Here is a 23,198-nt window from a genome sequence, read left to right as displayed (position 1 = left end):
AGTGCCAGATCATGAGGACAGAAACTGTCCGGGTTGATTTCTACGCTCGTGTCATGCCGAACCAACCCATCATCGAATCGGAAGGCCTCACTAAGGTCTTCACCGTCAAGAAGAAGCAGGTCCACGCAGTCACTGACCTCACCTTCACCGCCTGGCCAGGCGAGCTGGTCGCCTTCCTCGGGCCCAACGGCGCCGGGAAGTCCACGAGTCTGCGGATGCTGACCACGCTCCTGCCGCCCACTTCCGGCTCGGCTCGCGTCGTCGGCCACGACATCCGCTCGGATGCCGCCGGTGTCCGCGCCCGCATCGGCTACGTCGGCCAGCTCACCAGCGGGAGCTTCTCGCAGCGTGTGCGCGACGAACTGCTCAGCCAGGGCGCGTTCTACGGGATGAGCAGAGGCGCCAGCAATCGACGCGCCGACGAACTCATCCAGTCACTGGGATTGGGACACTTCGCGACGCGCACCGTGCAGCAGCTCAGCGGCGGGCAGAAGCGGCGCCTCGACATCGCTCTCGGCCTGATGCACGCTCCGCCGCTGCTGTTCCTCGACGAACCGTCGACGGGTCTCGATCCGCAGAGCCGCGCCAATCTCTGGGGGCACATCCAGGATCTGCGGAGTCAGCACGGCACGACCGTCTTCCTCACCACGCATTACCTGGAGGAGGCGGATCGCTACGCCGAACGCGTGATGGTCATGGACAAGGGCCGAATGATCGCCGACGACACCGCCGCCGCACTCAAGGCAACCCTGGCCGGGGATGTGCTCACCTTCACATTCGAGGATGCCGCCCGGGCGGCGCGTGCCGTCCAGGTCGTCACGCGTCTCACCACCGTGGAGCCGACGCGATCGGACGCGACGATCACACTCGCCGCGCCGGACGGCGACCGTCTGCTGCCGATCGTCATCCGCGAGCTCGATGCTGCGGCAGCACCGGTGCTGCGCGCCAGCGGTGTCCCGCCGACGCTCGACGACGTGTTCCTCGCGCTGACCGGGCGCTCACTGCGGGAATCGGGTGCGGGTCAGGGCGAGGAAGACGAGCCTGGCGAAGACGAGGCACACCCCGCGGGCGAGCCTCGGACGCCCGACGACCAACATCGGGCGGCGACCGTCGCCGGAGACATCAAGACAGGAGCCCAGCGATGACCTCTTCAGACACTCTCGTCCGCCCGAACGTGGCCCGCGACACCTACGACGTGCTGATACGCGAGTTGCGCCCGGTCGTCCGCGACCCGTTCTCGCTGATCTTCAGCCTGCTGCAGCCGCTCGTCTTCCTCGGACTCTTCGCGCCGCTGCTGATCGGCGGCTCCGGGCAATCAGCATCTGAGACACTGCAGTGGTTCGTACCCGGCGTGCTCGTGATGATCGTGCTGTTCGGCACCGGCGCCACCGGGTCCAACCTTCAGTACGAGATGATGACGGGGTCTCACGAGCGCACCCTGGTCGCGCCGCTCTCTCGCTCCTCTCTGCTCATCGGTCGCGCACTCAAGGAGATCGCGCCGATCGTGCTGCAGGCTGTGATCATCGTGCTGATCGCCTGGCCGTTCGGATTCATCGCACATGTAGGCGGGCTGCTCATCGGCCTGGCGCTGCTGGCGGTGTTCGGTGTCGGTCTCGGCTCGCTCTCGTACACGCTCGCATTGGCGACGAAGCAGCACGAGTGGCTCTTCTGGGGTGTGCAGCAGGCCCTGATCTTCCCCCTGCTGATCCTCTCCGGCATGCTGCTGCCCCTTGATTCCGGGCCGGGATGGATGCGGGCCGTGGCCTCCGTCAACCCGGTCAACTGGGTCGTGCAGGCTGAACGCGCACTCTTCAGTGGGGACTTCTCACAGTCAGCGGTGCTGTGGGGCTGGGTGTCGGCGATCGCCGTCGCCGTCGTCGGCCTGCTGGTCGGCGTGCGGGCGATGCGGCGCAGCAGCTGACGGCGATCCCATCACCTCAGGCTGTGGCTGGATTGGTGTCCTTGCCGTCCAGCCACAGCGTGTCGCTGTCGTCCGCATGTACGCCGTCGGTGCCGACGTGCTTGGCGCTGATCTTCGGGCCCTTCGTGATGACGTGCACGAGCGCCATGCCGTACCCGCGGGAGAGGTCGTAGTCCGACTTCAGCCACTCCAGGATCGGTGTGGCCTTCGTGTCGGGTCCGAAGCCGCGTTCCGTGGCCAGTTCGACGAACTGACGAGGCGTGAGGCCGGTCTTGGTCTCGATGTTGTCGAGGTATGCCTGGAAGGACATGGTTTCTCCTGATGTGAGCTGGGTGGGAGGGGTTCAGTCGAGGTCGGTCTGGATGATCACGGCGGAAGCGTGGATGCCGATGAGCCGCATGGCGCCCGCGCCGGTGTTCGTGAACCGGTGCGGCACGAACGCCGGGCCCGTGACGGTGTCTCCCGCCGTCGCGATGATGGTCTCATCACCGACGACGAACGTGACGTCGCCCTCGATGACGACCCACGTCTCCGGATACGGGTGCCAGTGCAGCCGCGATCCCTGACCGGGCTGGTTGTCGACGTAGAAGTACGAGATCCCGGCACCGTGATCGGCGCCCTCGAACCTGCGTCCCCGACCGTTTCCGAGCCGGATCCGCTCCGGCTCGACCAGGGTCGGGATCGCGAGTGTTTCGACCACGCTGCGCTCCTCTCGTCGTTGCGATCCCACTCTTCCCGCGCGGCATTTCCGCGGGCTAGAGTTTCGATGTGCGTCGAAACACCGATCCGGTCGAGGGCGTCGATCATCCGGACCACCGGGCCGAGTTCCGCCTCGCTCCGGGAGACGTCGAGGCGGTCCGCTTCGGCGTCTCACCTGGCCACGAGCTCGCTCACGCAGTTCGTGCGCTGCTGCGCCCGGCGCAGCATCCGCTGCAGTGGGGATGGTTGCGCGAGGTGCGCTCCCGCGTGCCTCGCGAGCCGTTCGCCCTGCTCGCCGATGTGATCGGCATCGACGGCTATGTACCCGACTTCCTGACCGCCGAGCCACGCTGGGACCGCACGCCGGAAACCGAGCTCGCGGCGCTGCGCACCGCATCACCGGCCGGGATGCGTGTGGACCTCGGGAAGATGGTCGTCCGTTCGTCCGGTGCTCGCCGTGCTCGGCTGGCGCGGATGCGGGAGCATCCGACGCGGGCGCGGCGCCTGATCGCCGATGCCTGGGAACGCGTCTGGGAGGTCGCGCTCGCCCCCGTCTGGCCGCAGCTCGATCGCCTGCTTCGCACCGACATCGCCTTCCGTTCACGCATGATCGCAACGGAGGGCATCGCGGGCATGGCGGCCGGCATCCATCCGGCCGTCACGTGGGCGGAAGGCGCGGTGCGGGTGTCGCTGCGACGGCACAGCGAGCTCATCGACTGCCGTGGCTCGGGCCTGGTGCTGGTCCCGTCCGTGATGAGTTCCTTCGGATGCCAGGTGCTCACCGAGCCGCCCGCGCAGCCGACGCTGTTCTACCCGGCCCGCGGCGTCACGGCGAGCTGGGCGCGTGAGGCGAACGACGTCGCGGCTGCGCTTTCCGCCCTGCTGGGTCCCGCCCGCGCCGAGATCCTCTTCGCCGCGCACGTAGCCCGCACCACATCCCAGGTGGCGGCCGACACCGGACTCGCCACGTCGACGGCGTCGCACCATCTCACCGTGTTGCGCAAGGCGGGGCTGATCGCCAGCACCCGCGAAGCCAACCGCATGCTTCATCTGCGAACGCCGCTCGGTGAGGCGCTGATCGGGGCGACGCTCTGAGCCTCGTCACATCAGCGCTGCGACCAGCGCGATGTCGTCGTGCGGCTTGGTGAATGCCGGAACGCCATGCGCGTCCTCCGCGGCGCGGATGTCCTGCGCGATACGCGCCAGTTCACCCCGTGCCGCGAGCGCGCCGAACCGCTCGAGTGAGTGCGCTCCGAGCAGCTGGTACCCGCGGCTTCCGCCGTCGGAGGCGGCGACGATCGCCCGCAGGTCGCGGACCGGGGTTCGCCCCGTGAAGGCGTGCCGCGCTGCCTCGGGGTCGGTCTGGCAGCACCAGAACCCGCCGTCGACATTGCGGGTCCGGTCGAGCGCGGCAAAACGCGCAGCTGCGACCTGCGAGAACTCACCGTTCTCGAGCAGCTCCGCGGATCCGCGCTCGACGGCGTCGTTGATCCGGTCGTCGGTGACCTCCTGCACGGTGCCATCGGCGCCGATCAGCACGATCGAGGCGTCGCTCAGCACCAGGTGCTCGACCTCGTCACCGTCGATCCGCCAGGCCGCCACGGTGGCGCTCGGAGAACCGCGTCGAAGGTCACACGTCCCGGCGTGCGCCGCGGTGACCTCCGCGATCGCGCCCGCGAGAGCTTCGGTCATCTCGTTCGCCCGATCCTCGAGCCGCATCCGGAACGCCTCCGCGAGTATGCGGGCGTACCAGGCGACAGAGTGCGAGCATCCGAGCCGCATGTCCTTCGGCAGCCCCGCCCCGTCGACGACGACCGCGACGCCGTCACCGACAGCGCACGCATCCTCGCTCTCCCTACCCGGCTCGGCGGGAAGGGAGTAGACGATCCGCGACACGTTCAGCCGACCAGCCCCCAGTAGACCAGCCCGGCGTAGCCGAGCGCTGTCAGCGACGTCAGGCCCAGCGCGATCACCAGCTCGCGCGGTTGACGGTAGGTCCAGACGATGAGGATCGCCGGGATGCCTGCGAGCAGTGCGAACGGCGCGAGCCATGCGATCGGGTAGAGCAGCGCGATCCAGCTGGAGAGCACGAACGGCACCAGCACGAACAGGGTGAACAGTGCCTGCGTGGCACGTCGGCCGATCAGCACCGTGAGCGTGCGCTTGCCCACCTGCCTGTCCTGATCGATGTCGCGCAGGTTGTTCGCGAGCAGCACGGCACAGGCGAACAGGCCGGCCGCGATGGCGGCGAGCCACGCCTCGAGCGGCAGGGAGAACGCCTGCACCCAGGTGGTGCCGAGGGTTGCGACGAGCCCGAAGAACACGAAGACGAACAGCTCGCCCATCGCGTTGTACCCGTACGGCCGCTTGCCGCCGGTGTAGAACCAAGCCGCGACGATGCACGCCGCACCGATGGCCAGCATCCACCACTGCTGTGTGCGGATCACGATCGTGAGACCCACCAGCGCGGCGAGCGTGAAGAAGACGAGGGCGACCAGGAGCACCCGCTTGGCTGGAACCCGGCCGGATGCGGTGATCCGCGCGGGGCCGACCCGCTGCGCGTCGGTGCCGCGGATGCCGTCGCTGTAGTCGTTCGCGAAGTTCACACCGATCTGCAGCAGTACGGCGACAGCGAGGCACGCCAGGGCGATCACCCAGTGGAGGTTGTGATCGACCGTCTGCGCCGCGCCGGTGCCGAGAACGACCGGGGCGATGGCGAGCGGCAGAGTACGCAGGCGAGCGGCGCCGATCCAGTCCTTCGCGGTCAGCGGCCCCAGCTCGATCACCGGACGCTTCGCCGGGTTGCCGCTGGTGCGCCGCTTCTGCGGTGCGCGCTTCTTCGTCTGCTTGGAGGTTCGTGCCACGCAGGCATCCTAGCGAGCGCGCCGATGTCCGCGATCTGTCGGCCTGCTGCGGCTGGACGCTCGCCGGCGGGGTCAGGCGGGCGACACCAGGGGCCGGTGCTCGTAGAAGGTCTGCAGCACCACCGTGGTGCGCGTGCTCACGTTGGCGGCGAGGCGCACATCGCGCACGAGCTGCTCCAACGCGCGCGGCGACGCCACACGCACGAACAGCATGTACGCCGCGTCGCCGGCGATCGAGTGGCACGCCTCGATCGCGGTGAGATGCTCGAGCAGCTCCGGCGCGTTGTCGGGCTGGGCGGGATCGAGCGGGGTGATCTCGATGAAGGCCGACAGAGGTGCCCCGACGGCCTCCGGATCGAGCACAGCCCGATAGCCGGTGATGACGCCGCGCGCTTCGAGCCGGCGCAGCCGTGACTGCACGGCGGAGGTCGACAGCCCGACCGATTCGGAGAGCTGGGCCAGCGTTGCACGTCCGTCGCGGGAGATCTCGGCCAGGATCGCGCGGTCGACAGGATCATCCATACATGGAAGAATATCGCCCATACCCGGCAATCGCCGGAAACATTCCGTCACTTCCTCACGATCGGAGGTTCCGATGTCCATCACCACCGCCAACACCCAGGCCATCATCGGCGAGCCCGAGGTCGTCGAGGACGCCGCGAACGCCGAAGGCAGCGCTGCCTGGGACCTGCTGAAGAGCGCCGCGATCGCCATCCGGCCACTGCAGGTCAAGGACGGCTCGATCCCGGTGGAGGCCGACCACGCCGCGGCGGCGCAGCACGTGGCGGCGATCATCGCAGGCATCCGTGCCCTGGCGCCCGCCTTCCCGCACGACGCCGAGTACCTCGAGGCGCTGGTGAAGGATTTCCAGCGCTGGGCCGACGAGGGGTTCGGCGTGCCCGACTTCCTCGACTCGCTGGTCGCCTTCCAGCCGCAGCAGCACCGCGTCGACGGAATCCGCCATCTCGTCGTGTTCCCGATGTACACCCAGAACGGATCGAGCGACCGCCTCGTCGAGGCGCTCATCGTGGAGACGATCTGGCCGGAGTTCATCGCCGAGCTCGAGGCCGGCGACTACGGCAACAAGCTGTTCGTGTCGCTGCGGCTCGTGGATTTCACGCCCGGGTACGACACCAACTCCGCGGTGCTGTTCCCTGAGACCGTCGCGATGCGCGAGATCCCGCCCTTCACATGGGGCGCCATCTTCCAGGATCGCGAGGCCGCCCGCTACCGGCGCGTGGTCCGCGCAGCATCCGAGATCACCAAACTCGACCTGCCGGAGCAGGCGGCGCGGATGCTCGACGACCAGGCTCTCACCGAGAAGACCTTCGTGATGTGGGACATCATCCACGATCGCACCCACATGCGCGGCGATCTGCCCTTCGATCCGTTCATGATCAAGCAGCGCATGCCGTTCTTCCTTTACTCCCTGGAAGAGCTGCGGTGCGATCTGACCGCGTTCCGCGAGTCGGTGAAGATCCAGAAGCGCCTTTCGGCGAGCGACGACCTGAGCGATGCCGAGCAGGAGATGCTCGAGCATTCGGCCCTCGTGCAGTACGCGGTGATCTTCGACCGGATCTTCCGTTTCGCGATCACCGGTACGAGGGTGCGCAACTACGACGGACTCGGCGGCCAGCTGCTGTTCGCCTGGCTGCACCAGCGGGGCGTGCTGCACTGGACCGACACCCGGCTCGCCTTCGACTGGGACGGCGTGCCCGATGCGGTCGTCGCACTCGGCGATGCGATCGACGAGCTGTACTGGCGATCGATCGATCGCCCGAAGACCGCGCACTGGCTGGCCGCGTACGAGCTGGTCCGCGGTGTGCTCACCCCGCACCCGGCGTCCGCCTGGGCACGCGGTCTCTCCGACGAGGTGCTCTCCGGGGCTCCGAAGGGCTACACCGACGCCGTGCTGGACGACGAGTTCCCGCTCTCGATGTTCTTCGAGGCGCTCGACAAGAAGATGAATCCGGTCATCGAGTCGACGGTCGGCATTCGCGGCACCGACGACTGAGCCGCCATCCACAGCGGTTGGCGGGAGGCCTGGCCGGGCGTGCGGCCAGGAATCTCCCGCCGACGGCGGCCTCCCACGACATCCTTTCCCGAAGATGGAGCCGACTATGACCGCATCCGGACGCACCGTCCTTCTCGCGGGTGCCACGAGCGCCGCAGGACTGGCGATCGCGCAGGCGCTGATCGGTGCCGGCGCGCGGGTGATCGCATCGGGTCGCTCTGCGGAGAGGCTCGAGCCGTTGACGGATGCCGGCGCGCAGGCCGTGATCGCCGACGCGACGTCACTCTCGGCGATGACCGCGCTCGGCGAGCGAATGGGAGCCGTCGACGCCGTCATCCCGCTGGTGGGCGGATGGCGCGGCGGCGGCGGGCTCGCCGCACAGAGCGATGCTGACCTCGACGCGCTGCTGCCGGCCTTCCAGGCCGTCCGCGCGACCAGCCGGGCGTTCGACGCTGCGATCAGGGCGTCGGATGCCGGCCGCTTCGCGATCGTATCGTCGACCGTGGTAACCCGGCCGCTCGCCGGGGGCGCGAACTACGCCAGCGTGAAAGCCGCGAGTGAGGCCTGGGCCCGCGCGGTGGCGCAGGGCTATGCCAAGGCCGCACGGGATGCCGCGACGCCGCTGCGCGCAGCGTCCGTGATCCTCCGCGCCAAGGGCGCACTCGAACCCGCTACTCTCGCTCGAGCCGTCGTCGGCCTGTGGGACGCCCCGGCCGAAGAGCTGAACGACACCGTGCTCACCCTCGACGCCACCGCAGCGGCGACCGACTGAGGCGGCACGCGGGCTCACCGCTGTTCGTCCGGCGCTTCCGTGCCGTCCGGCTCGTCCATTCCGCGACCGACAGCCGACTCGCCCTCGGCACGACCGCCTCGAGCGGCGACCGGATCGAGGATGAGGTCGGCCTCGGGCCGCTCCCCGTCGCCGCCGGTCGCCGGGGCGTCACCGGCCGGCGCATCGCCGTCGGCGGGCGCACGGGCGTACAGCTCGGTGAGTTTGCGATACGAGCGGGTGAAGAACGCCAGTCCGGCGGCGATCACCATGATGATGCCGGCGAACAGGCAGATGAGCGCGATCCCGCGTGCCTCACCCTCACCCAGCAGCCACCCCCACTGCTGGCGCCCCTCGCCCTCGCGCATGTAGGGGATGATGAGGAATTCCGCGATCGGGGCGATGAGGAAGGCGGTGACCGGGGCGGCCGCGGCCTCCATCGCCGCCGCCATGCCGAACACGCGGCCCTGGCGGGTGAACGGCACGACCTTCTGGATCACCGTCTGCTCGGCGGCCTCCACCGGCGGCACGAGCATCATGTAGAGCCACATGCCGACCACGTACAACGGCCACCATTCACGCAGCATGAACACGGAGCCCAGCACGCCCATCGCGATGACCACGAGCAGCATCGTGCGCACCGGCTTCTTGCCGAGTCCGAACTTGGCCACCAGCGCCCCCCCGATCAGGAAGCCGGTCGAGGCGAAAGCCAGGGCGATGCCCCACAGCTGCGGCGAGAACAGGGTCAGGCCGTACGGATCCATCAGCGCCATATAGACGCCGCCGATGAGGTTGTTGAAGGTCGAGAAGACGATCAGCGCGAACAGTCCGGGCGCCAGGCGTATCGCCCGCACGCTGCCGTGGAAGTCCAGCGCGCTGGGCGCGTCAGGATCGGGCACCGGCTGCTCTTCCGGGATGCGCACGAAGAGCAGGTGGACGAAGGTGAGGATCATCGCGGCGATCGCGATGACGAGCGTCCACCCCATGCCGAGGAAGCCGATCGACAGGCCGGAGAACACACTGGTCACCAGGAACGCGATGCCCTGCACCGTGCCGACCAGCCCGTTGGCGTTGGCGTGGCGCTCCTCGGGGATCAACAGCGTGACGGTGGTCGAGAGCGCGATGTTGCGCAGCTGCTCGATGACGCCGCCGAAGAGGATGATCCCGGAGAACAGCCAGAACCACGGCCCGCCGAGATCGAGCAGGGCGCTCTCCGGGTGCCAGAGGTAGAGGATGCCGGCGATCGCGAAGGCGACCGCGGACACGACGCTGGACAGCACCATCACGGTGTGCTTGCGGTGCCGGTCGACGATGGTGCCGAACACCATCGAGAAGAACGCGATGAACAGCATGTAGGCGCCGCCGATGACACCGGTGGCGAGCACCGACTGCGTCTCGATGTACACCCAGAAGGTCAGCGCGAACCACAGGAAGCTCGTCGTCACGTTGGCGATGAGCGTGTTCACCAGGACGTTCGCGAAGGCCCTGGTCTCTACGGTGCGTTCCACGAGGTCGAGCGTAATCAGGGTCGCCGACATCCGACAGTGCACTTCGTCACTCCGAGGCGATGCTGCACCACCTGCGCAGACAATAGGCTGGTTCGGTGAGCGTTCTGCATGACACCGCCGTTCGCGGCTTCGCGTCCGACAACTATTCCGGCATCCACCCCGAGGTCCTCGCCGCCATCGCGGCTGCCAACGACGGGCACCAGATCGCCTACGGCGAGGACGAGTACACCGAACGCCTGCAGCAGGTGTTCGCGCAGCACTTCGGCGAGGGCGTGCAGGCGTTCCCCGTGTTCAACGGCACCGGCGCCAACGTCACCGGCCTGCAGTCGATGCTGCCGCGCTGGGGCGCCGTCATCTCGGCATCCACCGCCCACATCAACGTCGACGAAGGCGGGGCCCCCGAGCGCATCGGCGGGTTCAAGCTCCTGACGGTCCCCGCCGACGACGGCAAGCTCACCCCCGAGCTGGTCGACCGCGAGGCCTGGGGCTGGGGAGACGAACATCGCGCGCAGCCGCTGGTCGTCTCGATCACACAGTCCACCGAGCTGGGCACCCTGTACACGGTCGAGGAGATCAAGGCGCTCGCCGATCACGCGCACGAGCGCGGTATGAAGCTGCATCTGGACGGCGCACGGATCTCCAACGCCGCCGCAGCCCTCGACCTGCCCCTGCGCGCCTTCACGCGCGACGCCGGCGTCGACGTGCTGAGCTTCGGGGGCACGAAGAACGGCGCCATGCTCGGCGAGGCGATCGTCGTCCTGAACCCCGAGGCGTCGGACGGGCTGATCTACGGCCGCAAGTACAACATGCAGCTCTCGTCGAAGATGCGGTTCGTGTCGGCGCAGCTGATCGCCCTGCTCGAGGGTGACCTGTGGCTGCGCAACGCACGCCACTCCAACTCGATGGCGCAGCGCCTGCGGTCCGAGGTCGAGCAGGGGCTCGCCGACGGCAGCATCCGCGGTGTGGAGTTCACCCAGCCCACCCAGTCGAACGGCGTCTTCGCGACCCTGCCCGACGGGGTCGCCGATCGCCTGCGCGAGACGTTCCGCTTCTACGACTGGGACGCATCGCGCAACGAAGTGCGCTGGATGTGCAGCTTCGACACCCACGAGTCCGACGTCGACGCCTTCGTCGCAGAGCTGGGCCGCCTCACCACGGCCTGACGACCGGCCGGATCAGCCGGCGCGCCCGTCGGCGGGCGAGCGCACGTCAGGCGGCAGGAGCGCCCAGGAACTCCCGGTACGCGTCCACCGTGAACGGCCGGCCCAGGAAGGACTGCACCAGCTCAGCCGCATCGCGGCTACCGCCCGGCTCGAGGATCTCGCGGCGGTAACGGGTGGCTGATGCGGCATCCATGAGGCCGCTGAAGCCGGTGAGCAGGTCGCGCGCGATCACCAGGCTCCACTGGTACGTGTAATAGCAGGAGCCGTACTCGGTGAGGTGCCCGAACGACGCGTACGTGTGCGTTCCAGGCAGCGTGCGCACCCTGTTCGACACCTCGTACCAGTGATCAGTCGCCGCGGCGAGATCGGCCGGCCGGTCCATGTGCAGGTGGTACGAGACCCTCGCGTGGCCCAGCTGCATCCGCACGTGAGTGGCACGACCGAACGCGTCGGCCGCCCGCATCCGCTCCACCAGGGCTGCGGAGATCGGAGTGCCCGTCTCGTCAGTCGCGAAGGCGCCCAGCACCTCGGCGTCCCACACCCACTCCTCGAGCATCTGGCTCGGCGCCTCGACGAAGTCCCACTCCGTCGCCACACCCGAGAACGCCGCCCACCGCTGGTCCCCGCCGAGGATGTCGTGCACCAGGTGACCGAACTCGTGGAAGAACGTCTGCACCTCCCGGTGCTCCATCAGGCCGCGAGGGAAGTTGCACGCCAGCACGGCCTCCGCGAGCACCCGATCGCGCACGCCCGGCGCGAGGGGGAAGCAAGCGGCATGGTTGAACTTTCCCTCTCGCGGATGCAGATCGAGGTGGATGCGCCCGAGCCTGTCACCCGCGCGGACCACATCGTAGGAGTGCACGTCCTCGTGCCACGCGGCATCCGCCGTCGGCACGTACTCGATGTCGAAGAGCCTCCCGGTGATGTCGAGCAGGCCTGCGAGCACGCGGTCGAAGTGCAGGTGGCGGCGCACCTCCTGCGCGTCGACGGCGAAGCGCTCCTCATGCAGTCGTGTGAGCAGGTACTGGTGGTCGGCGCCGGTGACCTCCGAGGCGTCGGGAACGTCCTGCCTCAATCGGGCGAGCAGCAGCTCGTACTCCTCGTCGGCGACCGACCGGGAGGCGTCGTCGACCTCGTCGAGGAACGAGGCGATCCGTGCGGCGGAGCCGGCCATGCGCGTCTCGGTCTCGTAGTCGGCCCAGCTCGCATAGCCCAGCAGCTCGGCACGATGCCGGCGTACCTCGAGCAGTTCGGCGAGCACGGCGTCGTTCTCCGGCCAGGCGAGGTCGGCCCGCGCCCTTCGCAGCGCGATGCGGGTCTCTCGGTCGTGGGCGTAGTTGATCACCGCCATGACATCGAGATTGTCGGTGGAGAGCGCGACCAGCCCGTCATCGCCGGTCGGATGCCGTTCGATGAAGTCCTTCGGAAGGCCGGCGAGCGACTCCGGGGCCACCCGGATCTCCCGGCGCCCTTCGCGGATGTTTCGCGCGAACGCGAGACTGAGCTCGCTGTCGCGGGCGGCCAGCTGCCGCACCCTCTCGCGGGTGGCATCGTCCCGATCCGCGCCGCCGCGACGGAAGTCCCGCAGCAGATGCTCCCACACGCGCGCCGCGTCTGCTTCGAGACCAGCCGGGTCGGCCGCCGCGAAGACGGCCGCGAGCTCGGCATCCGCCATCAGCGCCGCCTCTGCGGCCTGCGCGGCGGCGACGCCCTTCTCCGCGGCCGCCCGCACGTCGGGGTCCGGGTGCACCTCGCACAGCACGTCCGACTCGCTGCGAGCCCGCCGGAGCGAGATCTGCAGGTCGTTCCAGAGTTCGAGGGTCTCGAGTGCGGTGCGGGAGGCGCCGTCCTTGAGGCGGCCCGCCAGGTCGGCGACCTCGGCGAGCCGGTCCTCGGTGCGGTTGGACACGAACGCGAGCCAGTCGCCGGATGCGGTGGGGAAGACGATGTGTGCGGTCACCCGCCCGAGCCTATCCGTGCGCGTCCCGCGGTGCGAGAAGCGCTCAGCGCAGCAGGCCGAGGTGGGCCAGCGCCTGGCGGATCAGCGTGCCGCGACCGCCTTCCATCTCGGCCGACAGCGCATCGGAAGCCGCCTCTTCCGGCGAGAACCAGGTGACCTCGAGCGCGTCCTGCCGGGGTTCGCACGTGCCGGTGACCGGCACGACGAAGGCCAGCGAGACAGCGTGCTGCCGATCGTCGTGGAAGGCGCTGACACCGGGGATCGGGAAGTACTCGGCCACCGCGAAGGGAGCGGGCGAGGCAGGCAGCAGCGGGAAGGCCATGGGACCGAGGTCGTTCTCGACATGCCGGAAAAGCGCATCGCGTATCGTCTCGCCGTAGCGCACGCGGCCGGAGACGATCGAGCGGGTCATCTCACCCAACGGGGTGGAACGCAGCAACACGCCGACGGACGTCACCTGACCGGACCCGTCGCTTCGCACCGGGATCGCCTCGACGTAGAGCATCGGCAGCCGGCGCCTGGCCCGTTCGAGCTCGATGTCGCTCAGCCAGGCCGGGTTCGCACCGGCCGACGGCACGTCGTCGAACCCGAAGCCGTCATCGGGGTCTGGATCAGGGGTGCGCACCGCCATGTCTCCTTTCTACCAGCCGGTCCCGCCGGGTGGTCCGGCGTCTGCCTGCGGCATGTCGGCGCAGGCGGGCATGATTGATGCGTGAGCCTCTCGATCGACCCCGCCGCCACGCTCTGGGCGCCAGGTGAGCGCGCCGGGAAAGCGCTGCTCGTGATGCTGCACGGGTACGGCGCCGATGAGCACGATCTGTTCGGCCTGGTGCCCTTCCTCCCCGACGGGCTGGCGGTCGCGTCGGTCGCCGCTCCCCTGTCTCCGCCGTGGCCCATGCCCGGACGCTCGTGGTTCCCCGTCGACTCGCTGGACACCAGGGATTCCGCAGGCATCACCCTGGCTGCCGAATCGCTGCTGCGCTGGCTCGACGCCGAAGCGGCCGATGCCGCCTCCGTGGCTCTGCTCGGCTTCTCGCAGGGGGCCGCCGTGTCGCTGCAGGCGCTGCGCCTCGCGCCCGACCGCATCGACGCGGTGGCGGTGCTGAGCGGGTACGCGGCTCCAGGCGACCTGCCGGGTGACCTCAGGCTGCGAGAGCAACGGCCGCCGGTATTCTGGGGCCGCGGCACGCACGACGACGTCATCCCCGCCCAGCTGATCGACCACACCGCCCAGTGGCTGCCGGATCACGGCGAGCTCTCCGGCCGCGTCTATCAGGGCCTGACGCACTCGATCTCGGAGCAGGAGCTCTCGGATGTGCGCGTGTTCCTCTCGCAGTGGAAGGATGCCGTCGCCTGACGGCGTCTGTCGCCTATCGGTGCTCGTCGTCCCGATCGTCAGGCGCCTCTGGCGCATCGTCCTGCTCTGCATCGGCATCCGGCTCGTCCGAAGCCGGCTGCCGCTGCGATGTCCGCCCTGATCTCGCCCCAGCGACCAGGAAGGCGCTCATCACGGCGATGCCGATCGTCAGGCCGATGGCAAGGCCGACTCCCATGTTGTCGAGAGCCGATCCGAGTGCGACACCGACCCCCATGCCGATCGCGATGCCCGCGCCCCAGCCCAGGCGCGTGAAGGTCTCGTGAGAGCTCGGCGGTCTGTCGTCCATGATTCAAGGCTACGGACGCCGGGCACGCGCGGCATCCACCCCTCGACGGATACGACACGCCCGGGTTGCGTGAACGCCCGACCGCCGGTATAGTCGTCAGGTCCTGTCCGCCGTGTCTGGAAGTCCATTGATCTGAATCGTCGCCTCCGCGTACACATCCACGCGTTGATCCGACGATCCTTCCTGCCACCGGCATCGAGTCTTTCCACGTCTTCCACGACGTGATGTGACCGTCGGCATCCGCGCACCCGCACACCCGGGAGTCGCCCATGTCATCACCAACCACCTCACCTTCCACCGCCGCCGTCACGCTCGACCGGCTCACGTTCACCTGGCCCGACGGAACGGTCGCCCTCGACTCCGTATCGGGGTCGTTCGGATCCGGACGCACCGGCCTGGTCGGCCGCAACGGCACGGGCAAATCGACGCTGCTTCGCCTGATCGCAGGCTCGCTGACACCCACCAGCGGGCAGGTCGTCGGCAACGACGAGGTCGCGTATCTTCCGCAGCGCCTGACGCTCGACACCACCAGGCGGGTCGCAGAGCTGCTCGGCATCGCCGCCCCGCTCGATGCCGTGCGTGCCATCGCCTCGGGCGATGTCGATCCCGCGCACTTCGACTCGGTCGGCGACGACTGGGACATCGAGGCGCGTGCCGAGGCGTCCCTCGCCGAGGCCGGTCTCGACCCGTCGTTCCTCGATCGAACGGTCGGCGAGCTGTCGGGCGGCGAGGCCGTGCTGGTCGCGATCGCCGGCATCCGACTTCGTCGCGCGCCGATCACGCTGCTCGACGAGCCGACGAACAACCTCGACCGCGAGGCGCGGGCACGATTGGCCGAGATGGTGCGCTCCTGGAAGGGCACCCTCATCGTCGTCAGTCACGATGTCGCGCTGCTCGAGTTGATGGACGACACGGCCGAGCTGTACTCCCGCCGGTTGAGCGTCTTCGGCGGCCCCTACTCGGAGTGGCGATCGTGGCTGGACGCCGAGCAGGATGCCGCCCGGCAGGCCGAACGCGATGCGGCGCAGAACCTCAAGAAGGAGAAGCGCCAGCGCATCGAGGCGGAGACGAAGCTGGCGCACCGCGCGCGCACCGCACGGAAAGCCGAGATCGAGAAGCGCGTGCCGAAGATCGTGGCGCACGGCCGCAAGATGGCCGCGCAGGTGTCGGCAGGCAGGCTGCGCGTCGAGGTCGGTGCGAAGGAGGATGCCGCGAGACAGGCGCTCGACCAGGCGGGCCGGCGCGTGCGCGATGAGGACAGCATGAGCATCGAGCTACCCGATCCTGGTGTATCGACGTCACGTCGCATCGCGAGCGTCGGCGACGAGGACCGCTCCTGGGTCATCCAGGGGCCGGAGCGCGTCGCACTGATCGGTCGCAACGGCGTCGGCAAGACGACCCTGCTGCGACGCCTCCTCGCCTCCGCATCCGACACTTCCGCCGTCGACTCCGAAGGAGGCTCGCAGGAGTTCAGGACGGACGCAGCGGATGCGTCCTTCGAAGTCGCATCCCTGCTGCGGATCGAAGCGCACACCGACCGGATCGGGTATCTGTCCCAGCGTGTGGACGGACTCGATGAGACGGCATCGGTCGTCGAGAACATCGCGGCCGCTGCACCGCACGTACCCGACAAGGAGCTGCGCAACCGACTGGCCAGGTTCCTGATCCGCGGCGGAGCGATGGACCGCCCGGTGGGCGCCCTCTCCGGAGGCGAGCGCTTCCGCGTCGCACTCGCGAAGCTGCTGCTCGCCGAGCCCGCCCCGCACCTCGTGGTGCTCGACGAGCCGACGAACAACCTCGACCTCGATACGGTCGATCAGCTCGTCGAGGCGCTGCGCGCCTACCGCGGAGCGGTGCTCGTCGTCAGTCACGACGATGTGTTCCTCGGCCGGCTGGGGCTTGACCTCACCCTCGAGCTCGGGGCGGACGGGCGGCTGACGCAGATCGGCTGAGGGTTCCGCATCGCGGTCCCGGCGGGCAGGATGAAGGTATGAACCCCCTCGTCCGGCCCCGCCGGGATCGCGTGATCGCAGGAGTGTGCTCGGCCGTCGCGCGGCGTTTCGACGTCAGTCCCACGATCGTGCGCGTCATCACCGTGCTCGCCGTGCTGTTCGCGGGCCTCTCGCTCTGGGCGTACGTGCTGCTGTGGATCGTGATCCCGAAGGAGGAATGAGGGTCGGGTCACTCCCCCAGTGCGGGCGGGTCGCCCAGTTGAGCCGGGTCCCCGATCGGGAACCATCCGATGACGGTCTCTCCGTCCGCCTCGTAGACCCTGATGTACCCCTCGCCCTCGAAGGCTCTCTGCTCCGACTCGCGGGTGTAGCCGATCTCGCCGTTGGTCGCCTGTGCTGAGACCAGGTCGGGGATGCCGTTGTCGTTGGGCACCCCGTAGCTCTCGCCGCGGGCGTTCACGCCCCAGGGCGTCGTCCTCGAGGTGCCGTACCGGGCGACGACCGACCAGCGCGTCCCGGGATCGGCCGTGATCGTGATCGTGCCATCCGCGCGCAGGAGCCCGTCGTCGATATGAGTGGTGTCCCTCACCCGGATGGGGTCGGAGCAGTCCCAGGTGACGGAGCCGCCTGCGGCTCCGGGCCCTGGATTCGTCGGGACCTCGATGCGGCCGCCATCGGCGCAGGTGACATCGAGGATGACTCGGTCGGCATCAGCGGGAGCAGGCCCGAGCGCGATCGAGGCGGTGCCCGTGTACGCGCCGCTCACCTTTTCTGCGAAGGGAGTCACCGTGACGGCCCCCGGCAGGCCACTGAAGACGGCGGCCGCTCCGGTGAGGGCGCCGACGACCGCGAGCGACCCGCCCAGGAGGGATGCCGTCCGCACCCTACGCTGATGGCGCTGCAGACGGCTGCGGCTCGTGCCGATCGCCATCAGCTCGCGTTCGACACCAGCGGCGAAGACAGGATCGAGTGTGGGGTTCATGCGCGTTCTCCTTCGGTGAGGAACCAGGTGACAGGCAGCGGATCCGTCCGCAGCTGATGTTGCAGACGACGGCGCGCCCGCATCAACCGCGTCCGCGCCGCTCCGGGCTTGAGTCCGACCACCGCTGCCGCATCGACGATGGTGAGGCCGTCGAGTGCCGTGAGCGTCAGGAGCGCAGCATCCTTCGGATCAAGCTCGGCAAGCGCGTCGCGCAGCCGGACGCCGAGGATGTCGGCCTCGGCCGCGGCCAACGCCTCCTGCTCGGCGTCCCTGTGATCCGCGTGAGGCAACGCTGCAAGCAGCCGTCGGTAGCGGACGCCGCCGCGACGCTGGTTCCTCGCAGTGTTGGCGACGGTCACCAGCAGCCAGGGCAGGACCGTGCCGTCGACGAGGGTGACCGATCTCCTCTTCCGCCAGAGTTCGAAGAACGCAACCGCCGTGGCGTCCTCCGCGTCCTGGGTGCGTTCGACCAGCGCGGCAGCGCGTCGGAACACGGCATGCCGGTGTCCGCGGAACAGTTCGGCGAAGGCCTCACCGCTGCCCGCGAGGGCCCGCTCCCAGATCGCGGTCTCGTCCGTATTGTCGCTCATACCTTGTCATGTCCGGCAGGAGCGCGAGCGTCACAGAGGTCAGGCACGCTTCGAGCGCATCGCCCTCGTGTGCGCCAGCGCAGGGTCGGCGGCGAGGCGGGCGTACTCCTCTGATTCACGAGCGACGAGCGAGACTCTTCCCTCGGCGTCGTGCAGGATGCCCCAGCCGTAGCGCTTGCCGAGCGGGGACGACCGAAGGCACGGCTGGCCCTTGCTGAAGAACGCCTCGCGGGCGGCGACCCGATCGGCGTCGTCGATGCCCCGCCGGACGGCATGGGTCTCGAAGATCACGTCGTCGGATGTGTGCGCGAAGGGCTGCTCGGCGATCAGCCGATAGTGCAGCGCTGCGATCGTCGGCTTCTCGCCGATGGGCGGTTCCTGCGCATGGTCCGTGGGGCAGTCCTCGGCCACTTCGATGAAGGTGGCGGTGTAGTTCGTGGTGTGCGCGGCCATTCCGCAAGACTGCCCCGCCCCACCGACGTCGGCAACCCCGGAGCCCGATGTCGGCGGCCTCCCGCATGATGGAGGGGTGAGCGACGTGCTCGACCGATTCACCCCCGCGACGCAGGACTGGTTCCGTGGGGCGTTCGACGCGCCTACGGACGCTCAGGCCGGAGCGTGGGAGGCGATCTCTGCCGGCCGCAACGCGCTCGTCGTCGCTCCGACAGGATCGGGCAAGACGCTCTCGGCCTTCCTCTGGGCGATCGACAGCGTGTTCCGCGAGCGGTCGGAGGCTGCGTCGACCGACGACGGCGCACGCACGCGCATCCTCTACATCTCACCGTTGAAGGCTCTCGGCGTCGACGTCGAGCGCAACCTGCGCTCGCCACTGATCGGCATCGGCCAGTCCGCCCGCCGCCTGGACGTGCCCGTGCCGCAGGTCACGGTGGGCGTGCGCTCGGGCGACACGACGTCGAGTGATCGACGCAAACTGGTCAGCGACCCGCCCGACATCCTCATCACGACACCCGAATCGCTGTACCTCATGCTCACCAGCCGTGCGGGTGAGACACTGCGCGGGGTGCACACCGTCATCATCGACGAGGTGCACGCCGTGGCCGCGACGAAGCGCGGCGCCCACCTCGCCGTGAGCCTGGAGCGCCTCGACGCACTCCGCAGAGCGCGGGGGGCGGATGCTCCCGCACAACGCATCGGCCTGTCGGCCACCGTGCGCCCGATCGACGAGGTCGCCCGGTTCCTCGGCGGCTCGGCGCCGGTCGACATCGTCGCACCACGGGCGGTCAAGACCTTCGAGCTCGGCGTCGTCGTGCCCATCGAGGACATGCGCAACCCTCCCCCTCCACCCGGCGCCGCCGCTTCGACCGATGAGCCGGCCGAATACACCGAGGTGACCGGGTCGGTGTGGCCGCACGTCGAAGAGGCGATCGTCGACAAGGTGCTCGAGAACCGTTCGACGATCGTCTTCGCCAACTCGCGCCGTCTCGCCGAACGGCTCACCGGGCGGCTGAACGAGATCTATTCGGAGCGCATCGGGGTCGCAGTGCCCGAGCAGGCCGCACCACCGGCCGCCATGATGGCGCAGGCGGGCGCCACCGCCGGAGCGGACCCCGTGCTGGCGAAGGCGCACCACGGCTCGGTGTCGAAGGAGCAGCGCGCGATCGTCGAGGAAGAGCTGAAGTCGGGCGCCCTCCGCTGCGTCGTCGCGACCAGCAGCCTCGAGCTCGGCATCGACATGGGCGCGGTCGACATGGTCATCCAGGTCGAGGCGCCGCCTTCGGCGGCGTCGGGACTGCAGCGCGTCGGGCGTGCAGGGCACCAGGTCGGCGAGGTGAGCCGCGCCTCTCTGTTCCCCAAGCATCGCGGCGACGTGCTGCACACCGCGATCGTCACGGAGCGGATGCTGGCCGGGCAGATCGAGGCGATCGCCGTGCCGCGGAACCCGCTCGACATCCTCGCCCAGCAGACGGTCGCCGCATGCGCGCTGGACGCGATCTCGGTCGAGGAATGGTACGAGACGGTCAGGCGCAGCGCCCCGTTCCAGACGCTGCCCCGCTCGGCCTACGAAGCGACACTCGACCTCCTCGCGGGCAAGTACCCCTCCGACGAGTTCGCCGAGCTTCGCCCGCGAGTGGTGTGGGATCGGGATGCCGGCACGCTCACAGGACGTCCAGGTGCCCAGCGCATCGCCGTGACCAGCGGCGGCACGATCCCGGACCGCGGGCTGTTCGGGGTCTTCGTCGCCGGCGAGTCGACCGGAGCTCGCGTCGGCGAGCTCGACGAGGAGATGGTCTACGAGTCGCGGGTGGGAGACGTGTTCACCCTCGGCACGACCAGCTGGCGGATCGCCGAGATCACCCATGATCGAGTGAATGTGCTCCCCGCGTACGGACAGCCGGGCAAAGTCCCCTTCTGGCACGGCGATGGCATCGGGCGCCCCTTCGAGCTCGGCGAGGCGCTGGGACGCTTTTCGCGGGAGGTGTCGGCCGCGACACCGGCGAAGGCGCAGCAGCGGCTGATCGACGCCGGGCTCGACGAGATGGCCCGTGAGAACCTGCTCGGCTACCTCGCCGAGCAGCGCGAGGCCACAGGCACGCTTCCGACCGATCGCACCCTGACCGTGGAGCGCGGGCACGACGAGGTCGGCGACTGGCGACTCATCCTGCATTCCCCTTACGGCATGAAGGTGCACGCACCATGGGCGCTGGCGATCAACGCCCGCGTGCGCGAGCGCCTCGGGGTGGAGGGATCGGCGGTCGCGAGCGACGACGGCATCATCGTGCGCATCCCGGATGCCGACGCAGAGCCGCCGGGGGCCGAACTGTTCGTGTTCGATGCCGACGAGCTCGAGCAGATCGTCACGGCAGAGGTGGGCGGGTCAGCGTTGTTCGCTTCTCGCTTCCGCGAATGCGCGGCCAGAGCGCTGCTCATGCCCCGGATGAACCCGAACAAGCGCACCCCCCTGTGGCAGCAGCGTCAGCGCTCGGCTCAGCTGCTCGAGGTGGCCAGGCGGCATCCGACCTTCCCCGTGATCCTCGAGACGCTGCGCGAAGTCCTGCAGGACGTCTACGATCTGCCCTCCCTGCGTCGCCTCATCATCGACGTCTCCGAGCGCCGCATCCGTCTCGTCGAGACCGAGCCTTCGCAACCCTCGCCGTATGCGCGCGACCTGCTCTTCGGCTACGTGGGCGCGTTCATGTACGAGGGCGACTCGCCGCTCGCCGAGCGCAGAGCCGCGGCACTCTCGGTCGATCCCGCGCTGCTGGGCGAGCTGCTCGGCACGGTCGAGATGCGCGAGCTCCTCGACCCCGACGTGATCGCGCAGTTCGAACGCGAGGTGCAGCGGCTCGACGCCCAGCGCAGGGCGCACGGCGTCGAGGGCGTCGCCGACCTGCTGCGCATGCTCGGCCCGATGGACGCAGCGGAGATCGCCGAACGACTCGAAGAGGGCGAGGCCCTCAGCGCATCCTCGCTTCTCGACGAGCTGGTCACCGCTCGCCGCGCCATCCCGGTCACCGTCGCCGGCCACCCCCGCTTCGCCGCGATCGAGGACGCCGGGCGGCTGCGGGACGCGCTGGGCGCCGCCCTTCCGACGGGTATCCCGGTCGCCTTCCTCGAGCCTGTCGCCGACCCGCTCGGTGATCTGCTCTCGCGTCACGCCCGCACCCACGGTCCGTTCACCACCGAATCCGTCGCCGCGCGGTACGGCATCGGCGCGGCCGTGGCGCGGCACACCCTCCAACGGCTCGAGTCGGCGGGACGACTCGCCAGCGGCTACTTCCTGCCCGCGGCCGACGCCGACCCGAACGGAAGCAAGGAGTGGTGCGATTCCGAGGTGCTGCGGCGGCTGCGGATGCGCTCCCTCGCGGCGATCCGCGGCAGCGTCGAGCCGGTCAGCCCGCAGGCGTACGCGCGGTTCCTGCCCGACTGGCAGCATCTGACCCGTCCGCTCGAAGGCGTCGACGGCGTGCTGAGCGTGATCGAGCAGTTCGCAGGCGTCCCCATCCCCGCGAGCGCCTGGGAGTCGCTCGTGCTCCCCGGCCGCGTGCGCGACTACGCCCCCGCACTGCTCGACGAGCTCACCGCTGCGGGAGAGGTGCTCTGGGCCGGGCACGGCGCGCTGCCCGGACGCGACGGGTGGGTTTCGCTGCATCCCGCCGACCTGGCCCCGTTCACGCTTCCCGTTCCCGAGGAGGCGCCGGCGGCCGGCTCGCTCGAGGAGAGGATCCTCGACGTGCTCCGTCTGAGCGGCGCCTCGTTCACCGGCGCCCTGCGTGCGATGACAGAGGCCGAGAACGAGCAATCCGTGCTCGACGCCCTGTGGACGCTCACCTGGCAGGGCCATGTCACCAACGACACGTTCTCGCCCGTGAGGGCGCTGATCGCCGGCGGTTCGCAGGCGCACAAGACCACGCGCAGGGCTCCGCGCACCCGCACCTACCGCGGCATCTCGCTGGCGCGCCCGACGGCGCGGCCGTCGTCGACAGGCTTCGGGGGGCGCTGGGCCGTGCTGCCCGAGACCGATCCGGATGCCGCCCGCCGCGCCACCGTGACAGCGGGCCTCCTGCTCGACAGATACGGCGTGGTCACCAGAGGTGCCGTGCAGGCGGAGGGCGTACCCGGCGGCTTCGCGCAGGCCTACCGCGTGCTGGCCGGATTCGAGGAGGCCGGCCACTGCCGCCGGGGCTACGTGATCGAGAAGCTGGGCGCCGCGCAGTTCGCCGCTTCCACGACGGTCGATCGGCTGCGGACGTTCGCCGGCCTCGCCGATCCGCCCCCGCGCAACACCGTCACCCTCGCCGCGACCGACCCGGCCAACCCGTACGGTGCGGCCCTCCCCTGGCCGCGTCTCGACGAGGTGTCGCACCGGCCAGGACGCAAGGCCGGGGGTCTTGTCGTGCTCGTCGACGGCTCCCTCGTGCTCTACCTCGAACGCGGCGGCCGCACGGTACTCGCCTTCGATGACGACGCCGGCGTGCTGCGCGCTGCCGCATCCGACCTGGTCGCCACCTCCCGAGCTCGTCGCCTCGAGACCCTCACAGTCGAGAAGATCAACGGCGCCGGCGTCTACGGCACACCGTTCGCCCTCGCGCTGCAGGACGCCGGCTTCGTGGCGACGCCCCGCGGCTACACACTGCGCAAAGCAGTCTGAGC

At 69.4% G+C, this 23,198-nt stretch carries 22 protein-coding genes; 10 read left to right on the top strand and 12 right to left on the bottom strand.

The features are described 5' to 3' along the window. Window positions 1–53: 53 nt before the first annotated feature. Window positions 54–1,145, top strand: coding sequence for an ATP-binding cassette domain-containing protein (locus tag RIN43_RS08085; RefSeq protein ID WP_309128392.1), 1,092 nt, complete (start codon window positions 54–56; stop codon window positions 1,143–1,145). Beyond that, window positions 1,142–1,921: an ABC transporter permease gene (locus RIN43_RS08080; protein WP_309128391.1), complete on the top strand. Its 780-nt coding sequence runs from the start codon at window positions 1,142–1,144 to the stop codon at window positions 1,919–1,921. The genes RIN43_RS08085 and RIN43_RS08080 overlap by 4 nt, the downstream gene beginning before the upstream one ends. A 16-nt stretch (window positions 1,922–1,937) precedes the next feature. On the opposite strand, the gene RIN43_RS08075 is transcribed toward RIN43_RS08080, so the two are convergent. Both RIN43_RS08075 and RIN43_RS08070 read right to left on the bottom strand, forming a co-directional pair. Further along, on the bottom strand, window positions 1,938–2,231 hold the full coding sequence (locus RIN43_RS08075; protein WP_309128390.1) for a DUF4287 domain-containing protein: 294 nt from the start codon (window positions 2,229–2,231) through the stop codon (window positions 1,938–1,940). Window positions 2,232–2,264: 33 nt separating this feature from the next. Next, window positions 2,265–2,621, bottom strand: a complete 357-nt coding sequence (locus tag RIN43_RS08070; protein ID WP_309128389.1) for a cupin domain-containing protein — start codon at window positions 2,619–2,621, stop codon at window positions 2,265–2,267. Between the two features lie 68 nt (window positions 2,622–2,689). Between RIN43_RS08070 and RIN43_RS08065 the strand changes: the two genes are divergently transcribed. Next, a complete protein-coding gene (locus RIN43_RS08065; RefSeq protein ID WP_309128388.1) occupies window positions 2,690–3,715 on the top strand; it encodes a DUF5937 family protein in 1,026 nt (341 codons plus the stop codon). 6 nt (window positions 3,716–3,721) lie between these two features. Here the strand turns inward: RIN43_RS08065 and RIN43_RS08060 are convergent, their stop codons facing one another. From RIN43_RS08060 to RIN43_RS08050, 3 genes are all read right to left on the bottom strand, one after another. After that, window positions 3,722–4,516: a protein phosphatase 2C domain-containing protein gene (locus RIN43_RS08060; RefSeq protein WP_309128387.1), complete on the bottom strand. Its 795-nt coding sequence runs from the start codon at window positions 4,514–4,516 to the stop codon at window positions 3,722–3,724. A gap of 2 nt (window positions 4,517–4,518) precedes the next feature. Beyond that, window positions 4,519–5,484, bottom strand: a complete 966-nt coding sequence (locus RIN43_RS08055; protein ID WP_309128386.1) for a 1,4-dihydroxy-2-naphthoate polyprenyltransferase — start codon at window positions 5,482–5,484, stop codon at window positions 4,519–4,521. Window positions 5,485–5,556: 72 nt separating this feature from the next. Further along, a complete protein-coding gene (locus RIN43_RS08050) occupies window positions 5,557–6,006 on the bottom strand; it encodes an Lrp/AsnC family transcriptional regulator (protein WP_309128385.1) in 450 nt (149 codons plus the stop codon). A gap of 73 nt (window positions 6,007–6,079) precedes the next feature. On the opposite strand from RIN43_RS08050, the gene RIN43_RS08045 reads away from it, so the two are divergent. Continuing rightward, window positions 6,080–7,498: a DUF6421 family protein gene (locus tag RIN43_RS08045; RefSeq protein WP_309128384.1), complete on the top strand. Its 1,419-nt coding sequence runs from the start codon at window positions 6,080–6,082 to the stop codon at window positions 7,496–7,498. A gap of 106 nt (window positions 7,499–7,604) precedes the next feature. Further along, complete coding sequence (locus tag RIN43_RS08040) at window positions 7,605–8,270, top strand: SDR family NAD(P)-dependent oxidoreductase (protein WP_309128383.1); 666 nt, start codon at window positions 7,605–7,607, stop codon at window positions 8,268–8,270. Window positions 8,271–8,284: 14 nt separating this feature from the next. On the opposite strand, the gene RIN43_RS08035 is transcribed toward RIN43_RS08040, so the two are convergent. Next, the gene (locus RIN43_RS08035) at window positions 8,285–9,805 is read right to left on the bottom strand and encodes an MFS transporter (protein WP_309128382.1); all 1,521 of its coding nucleotides are present in this window, start codon (window positions 9,803–9,805) and stop codon (window positions 8,285–8,287) included. 65 nt (window positions 9,806–9,870) lie between these two features. Here RIN43_RS08035 and RIN43_RS08030 point away from each other — a divergent pair, with 65 nt between their 5' ends. After that, window positions 9,871–10,938 carry a low specificity L-threonine aldolase gene (locus RIN43_RS08030; RefSeq protein WP_309128381.1) on the top strand — a complete coding sequence of 356 codons (1,068 nt, stop codon included), beginning with the start codon at window positions 9,871–9,873 and terminating at the stop codon, window positions 10,936–10,938. A gap of 46 nt (window positions 10,939–10,984) precedes the next feature. Here RIN43_RS08030 and RIN43_RS08025 read toward each other — a convergent pair whose 3' ends face one another. Beyond that, window positions 10,985–12,898, bottom strand: a complete 1,914-nt coding sequence (locus RIN43_RS08025; protein WP_309128380.1) for a M3 family metallopeptidase — start codon at window positions 12,896–12,898, stop codon at window positions 10,985–10,987. A gap of 43 nt (window positions 12,899–12,941) precedes the next feature. Continuing rightward, a complete protein-coding gene (locus tag RIN43_RS08020) occupies window positions 12,942–13,529 on the bottom strand; it encodes an NUDIX hydrolase family protein (protein ID WP_309128379.1) in 588 nt (195 codons plus the stop codon). Window positions 13,530–13,610: 81 nt separating this feature from the next. Here RIN43_RS08020 and RIN43_RS08015 point away from each other — a divergent pair, with 81 nt between their 5' ends. Continuing rightward, window positions 13,611–14,255: an alpha/beta fold hydrolase gene (locus tag RIN43_RS08015; protein ID WP_309128378.1), complete on the top strand. Its 645-nt coding sequence runs from the start codon at window positions 13,611–13,613 to the stop codon at window positions 14,253–14,255. A gap of 13 nt (window positions 14,256–14,268) precedes the next feature. Here RIN43_RS08015 and RIN43_RS08010 read toward each other — a convergent pair whose 3' ends face one another. Then, the gene (locus RIN43_RS08010) at window positions 14,269–14,562 is read right to left on the bottom strand and encodes a hypothetical protein (protein ID WP_309128377.1); all 294 of its coding nucleotides are present in this window, start codon (window positions 14,560–14,562) and stop codon (window positions 14,269–14,271) included. Between the two features lie 269 nt (window positions 14,563–14,831). Here RIN43_RS08010 and RIN43_RS08005 point away from each other — a divergent pair, with 269 nt between their 5' ends. Together RIN43_RS08005 and RIN43_RS08000 are read left to right on the top strand one after the other, a co-directional pair. After that, a complete protein-coding gene (locus RIN43_RS08005; protein WP_309128376.1) occupies window positions 14,832–16,514 on the top strand; it encodes an ABC-F family ATP-binding cassette domain-containing protein in 1,683 nt (560 codons plus the stop codon). 38 nt (window positions 16,515–16,552) lie between these two features. After that, the gene (locus RIN43_RS08000) at window positions 16,553–16,735 is read left to right on the top strand and encodes a PspC domain-containing protein (RefSeq protein WP_309128375.1); all 183 of its coding nucleotides are present in this window, start codon (window positions 16,553–16,555) and stop codon (window positions 16,733–16,735) included. 8 nt (window positions 16,736–16,743) lie between these two features. Here the strand turns inward: RIN43_RS08000 and RIN43_RS07995 are convergent, their stop codons facing one another. Genes RIN43_RS07995 through RIN43_RS07985 form a run of 3 tightly spaced genes read right to left on the bottom strand, consistent with a single transcriptional unit; the run spans window position 16,744 to window position 18,539 of the window. After that, window positions 16,744–17,496 carry a hypothetical protein gene (locus RIN43_RS07995; protein ID WP_309128374.1) on the bottom strand — a complete coding sequence of 251 codons (753 nt, stop codon included), beginning with the start codon at window positions 17,494–17,496 and terminating at the stop codon, window positions 16,744–16,746. Then, entirely contained in the window at window positions 17,493–18,086 is a 594-nt protein-coding gene (locus RIN43_RS07990) for an RNA polymerase sigma factor (RefSeq protein WP_309128373.1), read from the bottom strand. The genes RIN43_RS07995 and RIN43_RS07990 overlap by 4 nt, the downstream gene beginning before the upstream one ends. 39 nt (window positions 18,087–18,125) lie before the next feature. Then, window positions 18,126–18,539, bottom strand: coding sequence for a DUF6157 family protein (locus tag RIN43_RS07985; RefSeq protein WP_309128372.1), 414 nt, complete (start codon window positions 18,537–18,539; stop codon window positions 18,126–18,128). A 76-nt stretch (window positions 18,540–18,615) separates the two neighbouring features. Between RIN43_RS07985 and RIN43_RS07980 the strand changes: the two genes are divergently transcribed. After that, entirely contained in the window at window positions 18,616–23,196 is a 4,581-nt protein-coding gene (locus tag RIN43_RS07980; RefSeq protein WP_309128371.1) for an ATP-dependent helicase, read from the top strand. The last annotated feature ends 2 nt before the right edge of the window (window positions 23,197–23,198 follow it).

This window comes from Microbacterium sp., assembly GCF_031178445.1.
In the GTDB taxonomy this organism is placed as follows: Bacteria; Actinomycetota; Actinomycetes; order Actinomycetales; family Microbacteriaceae; genus Microbacterium.
The sequence above is the reverse complement of the archived record's forward strand: the minus strand, read 5'-3'. Positions and strand labels throughout refer to the sequence as shown.

Coding starts and splice junctions, on each gene's coding strand:
- RIN43_RS08085 (WP_309128392.1), top strand. CDS start 54: ATGCCGAACCAACCCATCATCGAATCGGAAGGCCTCACTAAGGTCTTC.
- RIN43_RS08080 (WP_309128391.1), top strand. CDS start 1,142: ATGACCTCTTCAGACACTCTCGTCCGCCCGAACGTGGCCCGCGACACC.
- RIN43_RS08075 (WP_309128390.1), bottom strand. CDS start 2,231: ATGTCCTTCCAGGCATACCTCGACAACATCGAGACCAAGACCGGCCTC.
- RIN43_RS08050 (WP_309128385.1), bottom strand. CDS start 6,006: ATGGATGATCCTGTCGACCGCGCGATCCTGGCCGAGATCTCCCGCGAC.
- RIN43_RS08045 (WP_309128384.1), top strand. CDS start 6,080: ATGTCCATCACCACCGCCAACACCCAGGCCATCATCGGCGAGCCCGAG.
- RIN43_RS08040 (WP_309128383.1), top strand. CDS start 7,605: ATGACCGCATCCGGACGCACCGTCCTTCTCGCGGGTGCCACGAGCGCC.
- RIN43_RS08035 (WP_309128382.1), bottom strand. CDS start 9,805: ATGTCGGCGACCCTGATTACGCTCGACCTCGTGGAACGCACCGTAGAG.
- RIN43_RS08020 (WP_309128379.1), bottom strand. CDS start 13,529: ATGGCGGTGCGCACCCCTGATCCAGACCCCGATGACGGCTTCGGGTTC.
- RIN43_RS08010 (WP_309128377.1), bottom strand. CDS start 14,562: ATGGACGACAGACCGCCGAGCTCTCACGAGACCTTCACGCGCCTGGGC.
- RIN43_RS08005 (WP_309128376.1), top strand. CDS start 14,832: ATGTCATCACCAACCACCTCACCTTCCACCGCCGCCGTCACGCTCGAC.
- RIN43_RS08000 (WP_309128375.1), top strand. CDS start 16,553: ATGAACCCCCTCGTCCGGCCCCGCCGGGATCGCGTGATCGCAGGAGTG.
- RIN43_RS07995 (WP_309128374.1), bottom strand. CDS start 17,496: ATGAACCCCACACTCGATCCTGTCTTCGCCGCTGGTGTCGAACGCGAG.
- RIN43_RS07990 (WP_309128373.1), bottom strand. CDS start 18,086: ATGAGCGACAATACGGACGAGACCGCGATCTGGGAGCGGGCCCTCGCG.
- RIN43_RS07985 (WP_309128372.1), bottom strand. CDS start 18,539: ATGGCCGCGCACACCACGAACTACACCGCCACCTTCATCGAAGTGGCC.